Annotated in this window: 13 protein-coding genes; 8 read left to right on the top strand and 5 right to left on the bottom strand. The window is 65.6% G+C overall.

Features of this window, described 5'->3' with window-relative positions:
• Positions 1-47 precede the first annotated feature (47 nt).
• On the bottom strand, positions 48-767 hold the full coding sequence (locus WI560_RS06810) for a hypothetical protein (protein WP_375307384.1): 720 nt from the start codon (positions 765-767) through the stop codon (positions 48-50).
• Between the two features lie 286 nt (positions 768-1,053).
• On the opposite strand from WI560_RS06810, the gene WI560_RS06805 reads away from it, so the two are divergent.
• Positions 1,054-1,977: an ABC transporter ATP-binding protein gene (locus WI560_RS06805; RefSeq protein ID WP_375307383.1), complete on the top strand. Its 924-nt coding sequence runs from the start codon at positions 1,054-1,056 to the stop codon at positions 1,975-1,977.
• Positions 1,974-2,735, top strand: a complete 762-nt coding sequence (locus tag WI560_RS06800; protein ID WP_257176067.1) for an ABC transporter permease — start codon at positions 1,974-1,976, stop codon at positions 2,733-2,735. Before WI560_RS06805 ends, WI560_RS06800 begins: the two co-directional genes overlap by 4 nt.
• A gap of 38 nt (positions 2,736-2,773) precedes the next feature.
• On the opposite strand, the gene WI560_RS06795 is transcribed toward WI560_RS06800, so the two are convergent.
• Positions 2,774-3,100 (bottom strand): hypothetical protein, encoded by a 327-nt coding sequence (locus tag WI560_RS06795; protein ID WP_375307382.1) that lies wholly within the window; start codon positions 3,098-3,100, stop codon positions 2,774-2,776.
• Positions 3,101-3,410: 310 nt separating this feature from the next.
• Between WI560_RS06795 and WI560_RS06790 the strand changes: the two genes are divergently transcribed.
• Positions 3,411-4,196, top strand: coding sequence for a L,D-transpeptidase (locus WI560_RS06790; protein ID WP_375307381.1), 786 nt, complete (start codon positions 3,411-3,413; stop codon positions 4,194-4,196).
• 39 nt (positions 4,197-4,235) lie between these two features.
• Positions 4,236-5,249, top strand: a complete 1,014-nt coding sequence (locus WI560_RS06785; RefSeq protein WP_375307380.1) for a glycerophosphodiester phosphodiesterase — start codon at positions 4,236-4,238, stop codon at positions 5,247-5,249.
• 132 nt (positions 5,250-5,381) lie between these two features.
• Here WI560_RS06785 and WI560_RS06780 read toward each other — a convergent pair whose 3' ends face one another.
• Positions 5,382-7,661 carry a fused MFS/spermidine synthase gene (locus tag WI560_RS06780; protein WP_375307379.1) on the bottom strand — a complete coding sequence of 760 codons (2,280 nt, stop codon included), beginning with the start codon at positions 7,659-7,661 and terminating at the stop codon, positions 5,382-5,384.
• Positions 7,662-7,877: 216 nt separating this feature from the next.
• On the opposite strand from WI560_RS06780, the gene WI560_RS06775 reads away from it, so the two are divergent.
• The gene (locus WI560_RS06775) at positions 7,878-9,488 is read left to right on the top strand and encodes a phytoene desaturase family protein (protein WP_375307378.1); all 1,611 of its coding nucleotides are present in this window, start codon (positions 7,878-7,880) and stop codon (positions 9,486-9,488) included.
• Between the two features lie 283 nt (positions 9,489-9,771).
• Here WI560_RS06775 and WI560_RS06770 read toward each other — a convergent pair whose 3' ends face one another.
• Positions 9,772-9,927: a Flp family type IVb pilin gene (locus WI560_RS06770; protein ID WP_373568139.1), complete on the bottom strand. Its 156-nt coding sequence runs from the start codon at positions 9,925-9,927 to the stop codon at positions 9,772-9,774.
• Between the two features lie 163 nt (positions 9,928-10,090).
• Between WI560_RS06770 and WI560_RS06765 the strand changes: the two genes are divergently transcribed.
• Positions 10,091-10,978 (top strand): 50S ribosomal protein L11 methyltransferase, encoded by an 888-nt coding sequence (locus WI560_RS06765; protein WP_375307377.1) that lies wholly within the window; start codon positions 10,091-10,093, stop codon positions 10,976-10,978.
• Positions 10,979-11,010: 32 nt separating this feature from the next.
• Here the strand turns inward: WI560_RS06765 and WI560_RS06760 are convergent, their stop codons facing one another.
• On the bottom strand, positions 11,011-11,190 hold the full coding sequence (locus WI560_RS06760; protein WP_375307376.1) for a hypothetical protein: 180 nt from the start codon (positions 11,188-11,190) through the stop codon (positions 11,011-11,013).
• 187 nt (positions 11,191-11,377) lie between these two features.
• Here WI560_RS06760 and WI560_RS06755 point away from each other — a divergent pair, with 187 nt between their 5' ends.
• On the top strand, positions 11,378-13,207 hold the full coding sequence (locus tag WI560_RS06755; RefSeq protein ID WP_375307375.1) for an aminopeptidase P family protein: 1,830 nt from the start codon (positions 11,378-11,380) through the stop codon (positions 13,205-13,207).
• 293 nt (positions 13,208-13,500) lie between these two features.
• Entirely contained in the window at positions 13,501-14,775 is a 1,275-nt protein-coding gene (locus tag WI560_RS06750; RefSeq protein WP_375307374.1) for a multidrug effflux MFS transporter, read from the top strand.
• Positions 14,776-14,804: the final 29 nt, after the last annotated feature.

Genomic DNA, 14,804 nt, shown 5'->3' with positions numbered 1-14,804 from the left:
TTTGCGGCGCCGAAACCGAGCCGATTTGCCTCAGTTCCCGGTTTGGCTCAGTTCCTGGCCGGGGCGGTCGCGGCCGCCGAGCGCGCCTGCCGTGGGGCGCCGTGTTCGGCGACCGGCATGGCCGGAGCGCGCGAGCGCATGATCGCGGCGTCGATCTCGGCGATGACGCGGCGCTGGATCGCCTCGTTCTTGTCGATCGAGATGTGACCGACGCCGGAGCCGCGCACGTCGACATTGTCGAGCTTGCCGCGGAGGCCCGCCGCGGCCCGCACCGGCTCGCCGGGGCCATCGCCGATATAGATGTTGATGTAGCGCTCGGCCCCGGTCGAGAGCTTGGTCTTGAACACGGAGTCGAGACCGATCGCGAGCTTCACGGGCACGCCGAGCTGGTTGAGCTTGGCGATCATGTCCGGCAGCGCGGTCGCGCCGGAGGAATGCCCGACCAGGACGATGGTCTTGAGCCGGCCGGCCTTGTAGGCGGCCGCGGCTTCGTCGGCGAGCGAGGACCAGGACACGAAATTGGCGACCGTCACCGGGATGCCCTGCGCCTGGAGCCGGGCGCCGATCGTGTCGAGCCCGAGCGAGAAGATGTTGAGCACGCCACGGAGCAGATAGACGTGGGTGGTCGCGGCCGCGGCCTGGCTCGGCGCGGCCCGGGCGGGGGTCGGATTGATGGCAACAGCTGACAGCAGGATCAGGCCCATCGCCCATACACGGAGGGCGGACAACTGGCTGGCGCCGGCGGTGTGACGGCCGTTCGATCTCATCGATGTTTTCCCTGGAGACATACGCTGCGCGACTGACCGGAATCGTAGCCACGGCCTGCTCGCAGACGCAACAAAGAGCCGCGTGAGCGACAATCTTAGCCGCAAGCAGTGACCATCGCGCAACACTTGCCTGAAACCTGCCACCGAAGGGCCTGTTTTGAGACCATTTTTCTCCGGGGAATTGCGGGCAGGCAAGTGCGTTCCTATTTCAGGGCTCCGCTGACCTCCCTCCGGGACCGGTCCGGCCCCCCTCCCCAACCTTTTGCCCCTCAGCCTTGCGGCCATCATGTCCTCCATCATCTCCGTCGCCAATCTGTCAAAGACCTATGGGTCCGGCTTCAGGGCGCTCAAGAACGTCAATCTCGATATCAAGCGCGGCGAGATTTTTGCGCTGCTCGGGCCCAACGGCGCCGGCAAGACCACGCTGATCTCCATCATCTGCGGCATCGCCAACCCGAGCGAAGGCCGCGTCCTCGTCGGCGGCGAGGACATCCAGACCTCCTACCGCAAGGCGCGCTCGCTGATCGGCCTCGTGCCGCAGGAATTGCACACCGACGCCTTCGAGAGCGTGTGGGCGACCGTCAGCTTCTCCCGCGGCCTGTTCGGAAAGCCGAAGAATCCCGCGCACATCGAGAAGGTGCTGAAGGACCTCTCGCTGTGGGACAAGAAGGACAACAAGATCATCACGCTGTCCGGCGGCATGAAGCGCCGCGTGATGATCGCGAAAGCGCTGTCGCACGAACCGCAGATCCTGTTCCTGGACGAGCCCACCGCGGGCGTCGACGTCGAGCTGCGCAAGGGCATGTGGGAGGTGGTGCGCACCCTGCAACAGTCCGGCGTCACCATCATCCTCACCACGCATTACATCGAGGAAGCCGAGGAGATGGCCGACCGCATCGGCGTCATCAACAAGGGCGAGATCGTGCTGGTCGAGGACAAGACGACTTTGATGCAGAAGCTCGGCAAGAAGCGGCTGACGCTGCATCTGCAAGGCAAGATCGCCGCGCTGCCGGAGAGCCTCGCGCACTACGAGCTCGAGCTCTGCGATGGCGGCGCGACGCTGGTCTACGATTACGACACAAAGGGCGAGCGCACCGGCATCACCAGCCTGCTCGGCGACCTCCGCACCGCCGGCATCCGTTTCAACGATCTCGACACGACGCAATCGTCGCTCGAGGACATCTTCGTCGACCTCGTGAGGACGTCATGAACCATCGCGCCATCCGCGCCATCTATCTGTTCGAAATGGCGCGCACCTGGCGTACGCTGCTGCAAAGCATCGTCTCGCCGGTGGTTTCGACCTCGCTCTATTTCGTGGTGTTCGGCGCCGCGATCGGCTCGCGCATCAGCCAGGTCGAGGGCGTCAGCTACGGCACCTTCATCGTGCCGGGCCTGATCATGCTCTCGGTGCTGACGCAGAGCATCGCCAACGCCTCGTTCGGCATCTACTTTCCGAAGTTCACCGGCACGATCTACGAAATCCTGTCGGCGCCGATCTCCTATTTCGAGATCGTGCTCGGCTATGTCGGCGCCGCCGCGACCAAGTCGATCATTCTGGGCCTGATCATCCTGGCGACCGCCGGCCTGTTCGTGCCGCTGCATATCCACCATCCCGTCTGGATGCTGGCCTTCCTGGTGCTGACGGCGGTGACGTTCAGCCTGTTCGGCTTCATCATCGGCATCTGGGCCGACGGCTTCGAGAAGCTGCAGATGATCCCGATGCTGGTGGTGACGCCGCTGACCTTCCTCGGCGGCAGCTTCTATTCGATCGACATGCTGCCGCCCGCCTGGCGCACGGTGGCGCTGCTCAATCCGGTGGTCTACCTGATCTCCGGCTTCCGCTGGAGCTTCTACGAGATTGCGGATGTCAGCATGGCGGTCAGCGTCGGCATGACGCTGGCGTTCCTGGTGATCTGCCTCGTCGTGATCTGGTGGATTTTCCGCACGGGGTATCGGCTGAAGAATTGATCGTCATTCCGGCATAGGCACTCCGGAATGACCGGGCATCACCTGTAGCAATGAAAGCGGTGATACCTGTCATAGTACCCGCGGCAGCGGTGACGGTAATGACGGTGGGGAATGCCGAGCGCGCCCTCGACGGCGCCAACCGCGCCGCCGACACCGGCGCCGACGACTCCGCCAACTGCGCCGCCGACGGGGCCGGCGATCCGGTTGCCTTCGTAGGAGCCTTCCTGGGCGCCGCGGACGATGCCTTGAGCATGGCCAGCTTGCGGCAAGGCCGACACCGCAAGAAGGATGGCAGCGGCGGCGAACGCCACGCGCGCGGGCAAACCGGCCGGCAATCGGGCGGCGGCGATACGGGCTTTGTTCATCTGCGATCTCGGGGAAGGTGACAGAGGGAAGCGGGCGGCAAGCACCACGCGCCAAGGTGAGCATGATCAAACGCCGAAGGCGGCGAAAAGGTTGCGCATGTGAGACGAATTGGCGATGCCGGCGCGAGCGCTCGCGAAAATGTCAGCGCCGCCGCCGCCGCGCGGCACAAAGCGGCCTTGCCTACGCCCTGCGGCCCGTTAACGATGGCCGGGCTGCCCGCTGGAACGGAAGCCGGTTTGCAGGCATATTGCAGGCCGGGGGACGGAGAGCCGCGGCGTCTAGCGTGAACAGGCCGGAGGCCAGAGTCAAATGCGTTCGTTTTTCATCGCTTTCACGTCCCTGCTGCTTTTGAGCGCGGGCAGCGCGCAGGCCAAGGTCGAGATCACCGTCGACAAGGACAATCAGCAGATGACCGTCGCGGTCGACGGCGTGGCGCGCTATCGCTGGCCGGTATCAACCGGCGTCCCCTCGCGCGAGACGCCGAACGGCGCCTTCCGCGCCTTCCGCATGGAAGAGGATCACTATTCCAAGGAATTCGACGACGCGCCGATGCCGCACGCGATCTTTTTCACCAAGGTCGGCCACGCCATCCACGGCACCGACTCGGTCGGCCGGCTCGGCGCGCCGGCGTCGCATGGCTGCGTGCGGCTGTCGCGCCAGAACGCATCGACACTCTATGCGCTGGTGCAGCAGCAGGGCGTGCTCAACACCACGGTGACGCTGACCGGATCGGCGCAGGTGGCGCTGGCGCGCAACCCGCGCGGCCGCGCCAACGCTGCGGTGGCCCGCGCTCCGCAGCAGCCCGCCGAAGAGCAATACGCCACATCGGGCGATCCCGTGAACCTGTCACCGCCGGCGCAGCCCGCGCGCCGCTACATGCCGCAGGACGACAATTACATCTATCCCGCCGACGGCAGCGACACCGGCGCGCGCTATCCGGCGCCGCGTTCGGTCACCCGCCCGCTCTATGACGCGCAGGTCTATCAGCAGCAGCCGCAACCCTATTACGACCAGGGTTACGGCCAGCAGGGCTATTATCATCAGCCGCAGCCCCGGCAGGTTTATCAGCCGCGCGGCTATTACTACCAGAACTGACGCAATCGCACACCAATCGACCATACCGGCCGAGGCACCATGCCGTCACGCGCCGCAACGATCCTGACGGTGCTCTCGCTTCTCACCGCAGGACAAGCCATTGCAGGACGAGGCATCGTAGAACAAGCCATGGCCTTCGATCTCGAGGCGCATCGCGGCGGGCGGGCGCTGCTGCCGGAAAACACCCTGCCCGCCTTCGCCAACGCGCTGTCGATGGGCGTGGACACGCTGGAGCTCGACGTCGGCGTCACCGCGGACGGCGAGATCGTCGTGTCGCATGAGCGCGGGCTCAATCCTGATCTCACACGCCGCGCCGACGGCGCTTACATCACTACGCCCGGCACACCCTTCGTCAAGCTGCGGCTGGACGAGGTCAGGACCTATGACGTCGGCCAGATCAGGCCGGATAGTGCTTACGCGAAACAATTCCCCGACCAGCGCGCGCTGCCGGGGACGCGCATTCCGACCTTGCGCGAGCTGTTCGCGCTGGTAAAAAAATCCGGCAACGCGCGTGTGCGCTTCAACATCGAGACCAAGATCGACCCGAACCGTCCGGACGAAACGCTCGATCCGCAGGCCTTTGTCGCCAAGCTGCTGGCGCTGATCGAGACCGAAGCGTTTTCCGACAGGGTCATGATCCAGTCGTTCGACTGGCGGACCTTGCAGCTGGTCCAGCAGCAGGCGCCCAAGATGCCGACGGTGTACCTGACGCTCCAGCGCGGCTCGGCTCCGACGGTGGCGCTGGACAAGGCGACGAACTGGACGGCCGGCTTCAATCCGGCCGATCACGGCGGCTCGCTGCCGCGCACGATCAAGGCGGCGGGCGGCTCGATCTGGTCGCCCCATTTCGGCGATGTCACCGCCGCGCTCGTCGCGGAGGCCCACGAACTCGGATTGCGCGTGGTGGTCTGGACGGTCAACAAGCGCGAAGACATGGCGCGGATGATCGAGCTCGGCGTTGACGGGATCATTTCCGACAGACCCGACCTGCTGCGGCAGGTCGCCGGCGAAAAGGGAATAGCTTTGCCGGCGGGGACGCCGGTCGAGCCGTAAGAGGTCTATTCGCCGTCATGGCCGGGCTTGTCCCGGCCATCCACGTCTTGCCCGCGGTCCGAAGAACGTGGATGCCCGGGACAAGCCCGGGCATGACGACCGAGCAACCGGCACACCATTTTTTCGTCAGCTCTACTCCCCATCCCGCAGACGCCGATGCAGCGCGCCCAGGATGTTGGAATAGTCATCGGTCCAGACCCGCACCCTGTCGTCGGCTTCGGTCTGCTCCCACGACTTCGAGGCGGCGAGCCTGCCGATGTCGGCTTCCTCGCGCGCCGAGATGACGACGTCGGTCGAAAAGATGTAGTCGCTATCGCGCCCGGAATCCTCGTTGAAGACCCAGCTCTTGAGATCATTGGCGTCGGCGATGCCGACCACGACGGTCTCGAGATCGAGATGCCGGTTGGAGACGTGCATCACCACGGCGCCGTGCGGCGCGAGCTTGTCCTTGTAGATCTTCATCGCCTCTTCGGTGGCGAGATGGATCGGGATCGCATCCGACGAATAGGCATCGACGATGACGAGGTCATAGGCGCCGTCGGGCTCCTTGGCGAAGGTGAGGCGCGCGTCCCCGATCACGGGCTTCATATCCGGCATGCAGCTCGAGATGTAGCGGAAATTTTTGGGATCGCGGGCGGCATCGACCATCGACTGGTCGATCTCGAAGAATTTCCAGTCCTCGCCGGGCGCGGCGGCACAGGCGAGCGTGCCCGAGCCGACGCCGATCGCGGCGACCTTGAGCGGCGCGCCCTTGCGTTCGCGGATGGCGCTGACAGCCTGACCGATGCCGCCGTCCGCGTGATAGTAGGTGATCGGCTCGGGGCGGCCTGCGACGGGCGTGCCGTCATTGTTGCGGAAGCGCTCGGCGCCGTGAATGGTGGTGCCGTGCATCAGCACGTGGAAATAGCCGCCGGGCGTCACCACGATCTTGTGCACGCCGAAGAAGCTGCGCACCGTCGTGACGCGGCCCTCGTCCGCGGGATAGACGCGGATCAAGGCCAGCGCGAGCACGACCGTGGCAAAGATCTTCCAGCGGTTGGCATTGAGCGACAGTGCCAGCAGTGCCGCGAGCACGCCGACGCTGCCGGCGACCCAGACACGGTGATCCTCGAACCATGTCGAGACGCCGCCCGTGGTGGTGGACGGCACGACCAGCACCACCGCGAGCGCGGCGAGCGCCAGCCAGTACCATTTGACGACACCGGCAAGCCGTTCGTTCGCAATCGGCCGGCACAGCGCGGCAAGCGCGACCAGGATCGGATATTCGGCGATCCACGAGAACGTGAAGGGTGCGAGGAGACCGGCAAAGAGGCCGCCGACCATGCCGCCGAACGACAGCGCGACATAGAAGCCGGTGAGATATTTGGCCGCCGGCCGGGTCCGCGCCAGTTCGCCGTGGCAGGCCATGGCGATGACGAAGAAGCACAATTGATGGCCGCCGAGCGTCAACAGCAGATTCTGCTCGCCTCCGAAGGCGAGCAGGACGACAACGCCCGCGATCGCGACCGGCTGCAGCGTCAGCATCCATTTGTGCGGCAGCAGCGGCCGCGACTGGAACACCACGACCCAGGTCAGCAGATACAGCGACAGCGGCAGCACCCACAGCAGCGGCGCCGCCGCGACGTCGGTCGAGATGTGCGCGGTGACGGCGATGAGCAGGCCCGATGGCACCGCGGCAAGGAAGATCCAGCGCAGCCGCGTCAAGAAGGCCGGCGCCGGCGCATTGGCGTCCTCGGTTTTCGCGTCGACCCTCGCAAGTTTCGGCGAGCGCAGCAGCAATATACCGCAGGCGCCGATCAGCAGGATCAAGAGGGCATAGCCGCCGGTCCAGAGCCGGTTCTGCGTGTGCAGCGTGAACACCGGCTCCAGCAGGAACGGATACGACAGCAGCGCGAGGAAGCTGCCGATGTTGGAGGAGGCATAGAGGAAATAGGGATCATGTCCGGCGGGATGGCCGGTGCGTACGAACCAGGCCTGCAACAGCGGATTGTTGGCCGCGAGCGCGAAGAACGGCAGGCCGATCGAGACCACGAACAGGCCGAGCAGCCAGAACGCATAGTTGGAAGCCGGCGGCTCGCCATAGCCGGAGGCGATGCCGAGCGGCAGCATGGCGAAGGCCGCGATCAGCAGCACCAGATGCACGGCCACCGGAACGACGCGGCTCCTCGCCTGCATCAGGAAATGCGCATAGGCATAGCCCGCCAGCAGCAGCGACTGGAAGAACACCATCGCCACCGACCACACCGCCGGCGAGCCGCCGAGCCGCGGCAGCACCATCTTCGTGAACAGCGGCTGCACCGAGAACAGCAGCAGCGCGCTGACGAAGATCGCAGCGGTGTAGACCGTCAGCAACAGCCGGTTGCGCGAGGCGGACGGCTGCTCCGTGGCGGCGGGTTGCACGATCGAATCCATGGAAGCTCCGGCTCAATCCCGGCGGACGCCGGACGCGCGCAATGGAGCACAAGGCGCCTGAACGGGCAATAAAGGGAGGCGCGATGTTGCAGTGGGCAATGCTTGATATAGAGATGTCATTCCGGGGCGCCTCGAAGAGGCGAACCCGGAATCTCGAAATTCCGGGTCTGGTCCTTCGGACCATCCCGGAATGACAGTGGAACAATTCAAAACTCCATGACCGAAACCGACGTCGTCATCATCGGCGCTGGCCATAACGGCCTCACCTGCGCGGCCTATCTCGCGATGGCCGGCCTGCGCGTGCGCGTCGTCGAGCGCCGCAAGGTGGTCGGCGGCGCCGCGGTCACGGAGGAGTTTCATCCGGGATTCCGCAATTCGGTGGCGGCCTACACGGTGAGCCTGCTCAATCCGCAGGTGATCCGCGACCTCAAGCTCGCCGAGCAGGGCCTGCGCATCGTGGAACGGCGCGCCCAGAACTTCCTGCCCGCGCCGGACGGCAGCTATCTCCTCACCGGGGAGGGCCGGACGAAGGCGTCAGTCGCGCGACTGAGTGCGCATGACGCCGGCGCGCTCGACGGGTTTTCGCGCGAGCTGGAAGACATCGCCGACGTGCTCAGGCAGTTCGTGCTGCGCGCGCCGCCGAACCTCGTCGACGGTTTTGGCACTGCGGCGTTGCGCGAAGGCGTCAACGCCTGGAAGACCGCCGGCATCCTGCGCGGCCTCACGCTGGAACAGAGCCGCAGCCTGCTCGATCTCTTCACCCGCTCAGCCGGCGAGATGCTGGATGAACGTTTCGAGCATGATCTGGTCAAGGCGCTGTTCGGCTTCGACGCCATCGTCGGCAATTATGCCAGCCCCTACGCCGCCGGCTCGGCCTATGTGATGCTGCATCACGCCTTCGGCGAGGTGAACGGCAAGAAGGGCGTCTGGGGCCATGCCATCGGTGGCATGGGCGCGATCACGCAGGCGATGGCGCGCGCGGTGCGCGACCGCGGCGTGGTGATCGACACGGATGCCGGCGTGCGCGAGGTAATCGTCGAGCGCGACCGCGCGGTCGGAATCGTGCTGGAGAACGGCGAGGCGATCCGCGCAAAATATGTCGCGGCCAACGTCAATCCGAAGCTGCTCTACACGCAACTGATCGCGTCCGAGGCGCTGCCTGCGGACTTCCTCGCCCGCATTCGGCACTGGAAGAACGGCTCCGGCACCTTCCGCATGAACGTGGCGCTGGATCGCCTGCCCTCCTTCACGGCGCTGCCGGGCGAAGGCGACCATCTCTCGTCCGGCATCATCCTGGCGCCGAGCCTTCCCTACATGGACCGCGCCTATCTCGATGCGCGGGCGCAGGGCTGGAGCCGGGAGCCCGTGGTCGAGATGCTGATCCCCTCCACGCTCGACGACACGCTGGCGCCCGCGGGACAGCACGTCGCGAGCCTGTTCTGCCAGCACGTCGCGCCGGAGCTTCCGGACGGAAAGTCGTGGGACGACCATCGCGAGGAGGTCGCCGAGCTCATGATCGCGACGGTGGACAAGTACGCGCCGGGTTTTGCAGCGAGCGTGCTGGGCCGCCAGATCCTGTCCCCGCTCGACCTCGAACGGCAGTTCGGCCTCGTCGGCGGCGACATCTTCCACGGCGCGCTGACCTTGAACCAGCTGTTCTCGGCACGGCCAATGCTGGGCCATGCCGATTATCGCGGGCCGTTGCGAGGCCTCTATCATTGCGGCTCAGGGGCCCATCCCGGCGGCGGCGTCACCGGTGCGCCCGGCCATAACGCCGCGCAGGCGATCCTCAGGGACCACCGCTCGCTGTTCGGAAGCCGTGGATAGATCTGTGGACTGCTTGTGGACAGGCTGTTGAAGGGTTTGTGGGTAGGCCCCGGGATGCTTGGGCCAGGGCGTCGGGACGACCGGGGGAAAGACGGTGGATAATTGCAGGGACACTTGCGGGACAACCGGTGGATAGGGCGCCGGTGAGCAGCGCATAACCTGTGAATATTGAAGAAGCGGCGGCCAAAAAGCGACCGCCCGCCAAGGGGGAATTCCCCTGGCGGGCGGTGATCAGGATAGCCTCAGAAGAAAAGCAGCCCCCGCTGGGAAATGGAGGCGGAATTTACTTCAGGTTGGTGCTAATCGTCGTGAACTTGTCGTTCATGGTGCTGCCCAGGCTGTTCACCACGGTGATGATCGCCAGGGCGATGCCCGCGGCAATCAGACCGTATTCGATCGCCGTCGCACCGGACTCATCCGACCAGAACTTCTGAATCATGCTCTTCAAGACTCGCCTCCGTTTCAATTCCAAGCTGTGTTGGCTTCATTCGACATCCGAGAATGTACGAGGCGGAACCTTCAGCCGGGTAAACCCGGGAACCGCAACTTGCGCGGAAAATTGCCGGCAAAAATTGCAAAAATTCAACGCAACGGAACCCTGAATGCAGCCTGCTCCAACCCATCGCGCCAGCTTTTCGATCGGCAGCGAGGCCGACGCCAGGCGCGTCGTCGACGTGCTCACGGAGGTGTTTTTCGAGGGCGACGCGGCGGTTGCGGCCTTCGAGCGGCCGGACGGACAATGGGACGTCACGCTCCATTTCGCCGAGGCGCCTGATGCCACATGGCTGCGCGAACTCATTGCAACATCAGCAGGAAATGAGATCGCCGCGTCGCTCGCCTTCGACATTGTCGAGGCCAAGGACTGGGTCAGGGCCAGCCTGGAGGATCTCGTGCCGGTCCCGGCCGGGCGCTTCGTCGTGCACGGCAGTCATGACCGCGACCGCGTGGCGCCGAACAAGCTCGCCATCGAGATCGAGGCGGCGCTCGCCTTCGGCACCGGCCATCACGGCACGACGCGTGGCTGTTTACTGTTGCTTGACCATGTCCTGAAGAGTTCCTGCCCGAGGAACCTGCTCGACCTCGGCACTGGGACCGGCGTGCTGGCGATCGCCGCGGCAAAGGCGCTGCATCGCGCCGTGCTCGCCTCCGACATCGATCCTCCCTCGGTGCGGGTGGCCTCTGAGAACGCCTCGCTGAATGAAGTCGGCAACCATGTGCGGGTGATCCGCGCCACCGGCTTCGGCGCGCCGGATTTTGGACGGGCCGGTCCGTTCGACCTGGTGCTGGCCAACATCCTTGCCAATCCCCTGAGGCAATTGGCAGGCCCGATGGCACGGCATCTCGCGCCCGGCGGGCGCGTCATCCTCTCCGGCCTGTTGACGCATCAGGCCCCCGCCGTGATCGCCGCCTATCGCGCCCGCGGCCTCGTGCCGTTGAAGCATCTGCGGATCGAGGGGTGGAGCAGTCTGTTGCTGCGGAAGATGGGATAAGTGCGTCCGCGCCGCGGGTGAGCTCCCTCGCCCTACTCCGCCGGCTTTTCGTCTTGGCGAATTTCCCGCTCGACCTGCAAGGTGCGCCTGGCGCGACGCTCGGCGATGCGATCGATCATCTGGCTGATGACGCTGCGCGGCTTCTTCGGTGCCGCCGCAGTCGGGGCCCGGCGCGCTGGCGGGGAAATCTTCTCAAACGTGAATGCTGGCATCGTGTGTCCCCTCGCCGTTGAGATGAACCACCTGCTCGAATTTCGCTGTCATCCGGACGAAGCGCGGTTGCCGCATCCTTTACTCCACCCAATTCAAGTGGAACCATTCAAGCACAGTCCATGCCAGATGCGACGCAAATTGCGTCCAGATTGCGGACTCGTCCCCATGATCCTAAAGTGATCCACCATGTTCGAAGCAAACTTCCAGACATTCGAGGAGCCGGAGGCCGGCGTCGCATTGACGGCACGGCTGGCCGCACTTCGCGAAGAACTCGCCCGTCGCAAGCTCGCCGGCTTCGTCGTTCCGCGCGCCGATCAGCAGCAGAACGAATATGTGCCGCCGTCGGAAGAACGGCTGGCCTGGCTGACCGGCTTCACGGGCTCGGCGGGATTCGCGGTGGTTCTGGCGCAGGAGGCCGCATTGTTCGTCGACGGCCGCTATACGCTTCAGGCCGCCAAGCAGGTCGATGCCAAGGCATGGGTGGTGGAATCGCTGATCGACCCGCCGCCGGAGAGCTGGGTGTCGACGCATCTGAAAGCCGGTGACCGCCTCGGATTTGATCCGTGGCTGCACACTTTTGCGGCAGCCGAGCGCCTGTCCGCCGCCTGCGCCAAGGCTGGCGCCGAACTGGTTGCCGTCGATAGCAATCCGATCGATGCGATCTGGCAGGACCGTCCGCAGCCGCCGCTCGCCCCCGTCGCCGTGCACGGGCTCCAGCATGCCGGCGTCACCGAAGCCGAGAAGCTGGCGCAGATCAGAGGCGAGATCGGCAAGCTCGGCGTCGACGCGCTGGTGCTGTCCGACAGCCACGCGGTCGCCTGGACCTTCAACATCCGCGGCGCCGACGTCGCCCATACGCCGCTGCCGCTGTCCTATGCGCTGGTGCCGAAAGACGGACGTCCCACCATCTTCATCGATCACCGCAAGCTCTCCAACCTGACGCGAGACCATCTCGAGCAATCCGCCGATGTGCGCGAGCCCGACGCGATGGCGCCGACGCTGATGGCGCTGGCCAAGGGCGGCGGATCGATCGCACTGGACAGTGCCACCGCAGCCGACGCGCTCAGCCGGCTGATCGCGAGCGCCGGCGGCAAGCCGGTGCGCGGCAGCGACCCGATCGCACTGCTCAAAGCGGTCAAGAACGCGACCGAGATCAAGGGGACGCAGACGGCGCATCGGCGCGACGCGCTGGCGCTGGCGCGCTTCCTGGCGTGGGTCGACCGCGAGGCGCCAAGCGGCAAGCTGACCGAGATCGACGCGGTTGAGGCGCTGGAGACGTTTCGCCGCGACACCGGCGCGCTGAAGGACGTCTCGTTTCCGACCATCTCCGGCACCGGCCCCAACGGCGCCATCGTGCACTACCGCGTCACGCGCAAGAGCAACCGGCGCATCGCGCCCGGCGACCTCCTGCTGATCGATTCCGGCGCGCAGTACGAAGACGGCACCACCGACGTCACCCGCACCATGGCCGTGGGCGAGCCGACCGCCGAGATGCGCGACCGCTTCACGCGCGTGCTGCGCGGCCATATCGCGATCGCGCGCGCCGTCTTCCCGGACGGCACCACCGGCGCGCAGCTCGACACGCTGGCACGGCAATATCTCTGGGCCGCCGGCGTCGATTTCGAGCACGGCACCGGCCACGGCGTCGGCAGCTATCTCTCGGTGCACGAAGGGCCGGCGCGCATCTCGAAGCTCGGCACCACGCCGCTGAAGCGCGGCATGATCCTCTCCAACGAGCCCGGCTATTACAAGACCGACGGTTTCGGCATCCGCATCGAGAACCTCGAGCTGGTGGTCGAAGCCAGCATCGAGGGCGCCGAAAAGCCGATGAACGCGTTCGAGACGCTGACGCTCGCACCGATCGACCGCCGGCTGATCGATGCCGCAATGCTGAGCAAGGATGAGCTCGACTGGCTCAACGCCTACCACGCGCGCGTGCGATCCGAAGTCGGGCCGGCGCTCGACGAGGCGACCCGGGCCTGGCTCGATCAGGCGACGGCGGAGCTGAAGGCGTAGGGTCTCACTGCTCCAGCGCATGGCGCCACGCCCCCTGCGCAAAGCTCTTCCCCAACACAACTGTCATGCTCCGCGAAAGCGGGGCATCCAGTATTCCAGAGGCAGCAAACGTAGATAAAGACCCCGCGGCGTACTGGATTCCCCGCCTGCGCGGGGAATGACAGCAGAGGCTGACGCCAACATCGTGCTTCCATCATCACCCTCCCGAAATCCGTATAGCCGCATTCCGAAACGCCGATATCCGTCTTGCGCCGGCGCGCTACAGTCGATTCGAACGCAAAAGATGGACGCGCATGCACGGCATCATCAGCAAGCCGCCGGAAGGGACGCGCAACCTCGCGACCTCGCGCGGGGTGCTGCTGCTGCTCGTCGTGATGACCGGGATCGCGCCGATCTCGCTCTACATCCTTGTTCCGGCGCTGCCGGTGCTGGCGACGACTTTCGGCAGCGACATCTCGATCGCGCAGATGACGGTGTCGCTCTACATGGTCGGCATTGCGTTGTCGCAGCTGATCATGGGCCCGCTGTCCGATCGGTTCGGACGGCGCCCGGTGCTGCTCGGAGGCTTGGCGCTGATGGTGGCGGCCAGCATCGCCTGCATCTTCGCCGAAACCCTGCCGCAGCTGATCGCGGCCCGCTTCTTCCAAGCCCTGGGCGGCGCCGCCGGCATGGTGGTGAGCCGCGCTATCATCCGCGACATCTATGACCGCGACCGCGTCGCCTCGATGATCAGCCTGGTTGTCGCGGCGCTGATGATCGGACAGATGGTTTCTCCGCTCACCGGCGGCCTGATCGAGACGGCGTTCGGCTGGCGCGCGATCTTCTACGCCATCACCATCGCTGCAATCATCGTCGCCGTCGGCATCGCGGTGGCGCTGCCCGAAACGCGGCGCAGCCGAGCCGCCGGCAGCGGCTTCCGTGGCGACGTCGCCATTCTGATTAAGAGCCGCGCCTTCGTCGGCTACGTGATGTGCCAGGTGCTGGCCTCGCAGATCATCTTCACCTTCGCGGGCGGCGGCCCCTATATCGTGGTGACGCAGATGGGCCGGACCAGCGCCGAATACGGCGCCTGGTTCGCGACAACGGGATTTGCATTTCTCGTCGGCAACCTGCTTTGCGTGCGCTTTGCGCCCAGGCATTCGCTGGAGAAGCTGATCTGGTTCGGGCTCGCGCTCCAGATCTGCGGGAGCCTGCTGAACCTGCTGTGGAGCTTCACCGGCTGGAACGGGACCCCAAGCTGGCTGTTCGGCACGCAGATGATCGTCATGGTCGGCAATGCCTTCGTGATGGCGAATTCCGCCGCCGGCGCGATCAGCATCCGTCCCGAAGCCGCCGGCGCCGCCTCGGGCGCCATGGGCTTTCTGCAACAGGGGATCGGCGCGCTGATGTCGCAATTCGGCGCCTATCTCGGCGGCCATTCGGCCACGACGCTGCCGCTGACCTCGGCCGTCGTCGCCATCTCGCTGCTCTGTGCCTGCATGATGATCTTCATCGTCCCCCGCCGCGACGTGACGGTGAGCGAGGCGCTGATCGAGCAGGCGGAGGAGGAAGAGAGCGGGATGATGTGAGGGGAGCGCCGTGCACGTGCTCCAGCCGT

Origin of the sequence: Bradyrhizobium sp. A11 (assembly GCF_042077125.1) — a bacterium.
Classification (GTDB): Bacteria; Pseudomonadota; Alphaproteobacteria; order Rhizobiales; family Xanthobacteraceae; genus Bradyrhizobium; species Bradyrhizobium japonicum_B.
Note: the sequence above shows the minus strand (reverse complement) of the source record. Positions and strands in the feature narration are given on the sequence as shown.

Bases quoted from the DNA above. Each gene is read 5' to 3' on its own strand.
- WI560_RS06810 (WP_375307384.1), bottom strand. From the start codon at position 767: ATGAGATCGAACGGCCGTCACACCGCCGGCGCCAGCCAGTTGTCCGCC.
- WI560_RS06805 (WP_375307383.1), top strand. From the start codon at position 1,054: ATGTCCTCCATCATCTCCGTCGCCAATCTGTCAAAGACCTATGGGTCC.
- WI560_RS06800 (WP_257176067.1), top strand. From the start codon at position 1,974: ATGAACCATCGCGCCATCCGCGCCATCTATCTGTTCGAAATGGCGCGC.
- WI560_RS06795 (WP_375307382.1), bottom strand. From the start codon at position 3,100: ATGAACAAAGCCCGTATCGCCGCCGCCCGATTGCCGGCCGGTTTGCCC.
- WI560_RS06790 (WP_375307381.1), top strand. From the start codon at position 3,411: ATGCGTTCGTTTTTCATCGCTTTCACGTCCCTGCTGCTTTTGAGCGCG.
- WI560_RS06785 (WP_375307380.1), top strand. From the start codon at position 4,236: ATGCCGTCACGCGCCGCAACGATCCTGACGGTGCTCTCGCTTCTCACC.
- WI560_RS06780 (WP_375307379.1), bottom strand. From the start codon at position 7,661: ATGGATTCGATCGTGCAACCCGCCGCCACGGAGCAGCCGTCCGCCTCG.
- WI560_RS06775 (WP_375307378.1), top strand. From the start codon at position 7,878: ATGACCGAAACCGACGTCGTCATCATCGGCGCTGGCCATAACGGCCTC.
- WI560_RS06770 (WP_373568139.1), bottom strand. From the start codon at position 9,927: ATGATTCAGAAGTTCTGGTCGGATGAGTCCGGTGCGACGGCGATCGAA.
- WI560_RS06765 (WP_375307377.1), top strand. From the start codon at position 10,091: ATGCAGCCTGCTCCAACCCATCGCGCCAGCTTTTCGATCGGCAGCGAG.
- WI560_RS06760 (WP_375307376.1), bottom strand. From the start codon at position 11,190: ATGCCAGCATTCACGTTTGAGAAGATTTCCCCGCCAGCGCGCCGGGCC.
- WI560_RS06755 (WP_375307375.1), top strand. From the start codon at position 11,378: ATGTTCGAAGCAAACTTCCAGACATTCGAGGAGCCGGAGGCCGGCGTC.
- WI560_RS06750 (WP_375307374.1), top strand. From the start codon at position 13,501: ATGCACGGCATCATCAGCAAGCCGCCGGAAGGGACGCGCAACCTCGCG.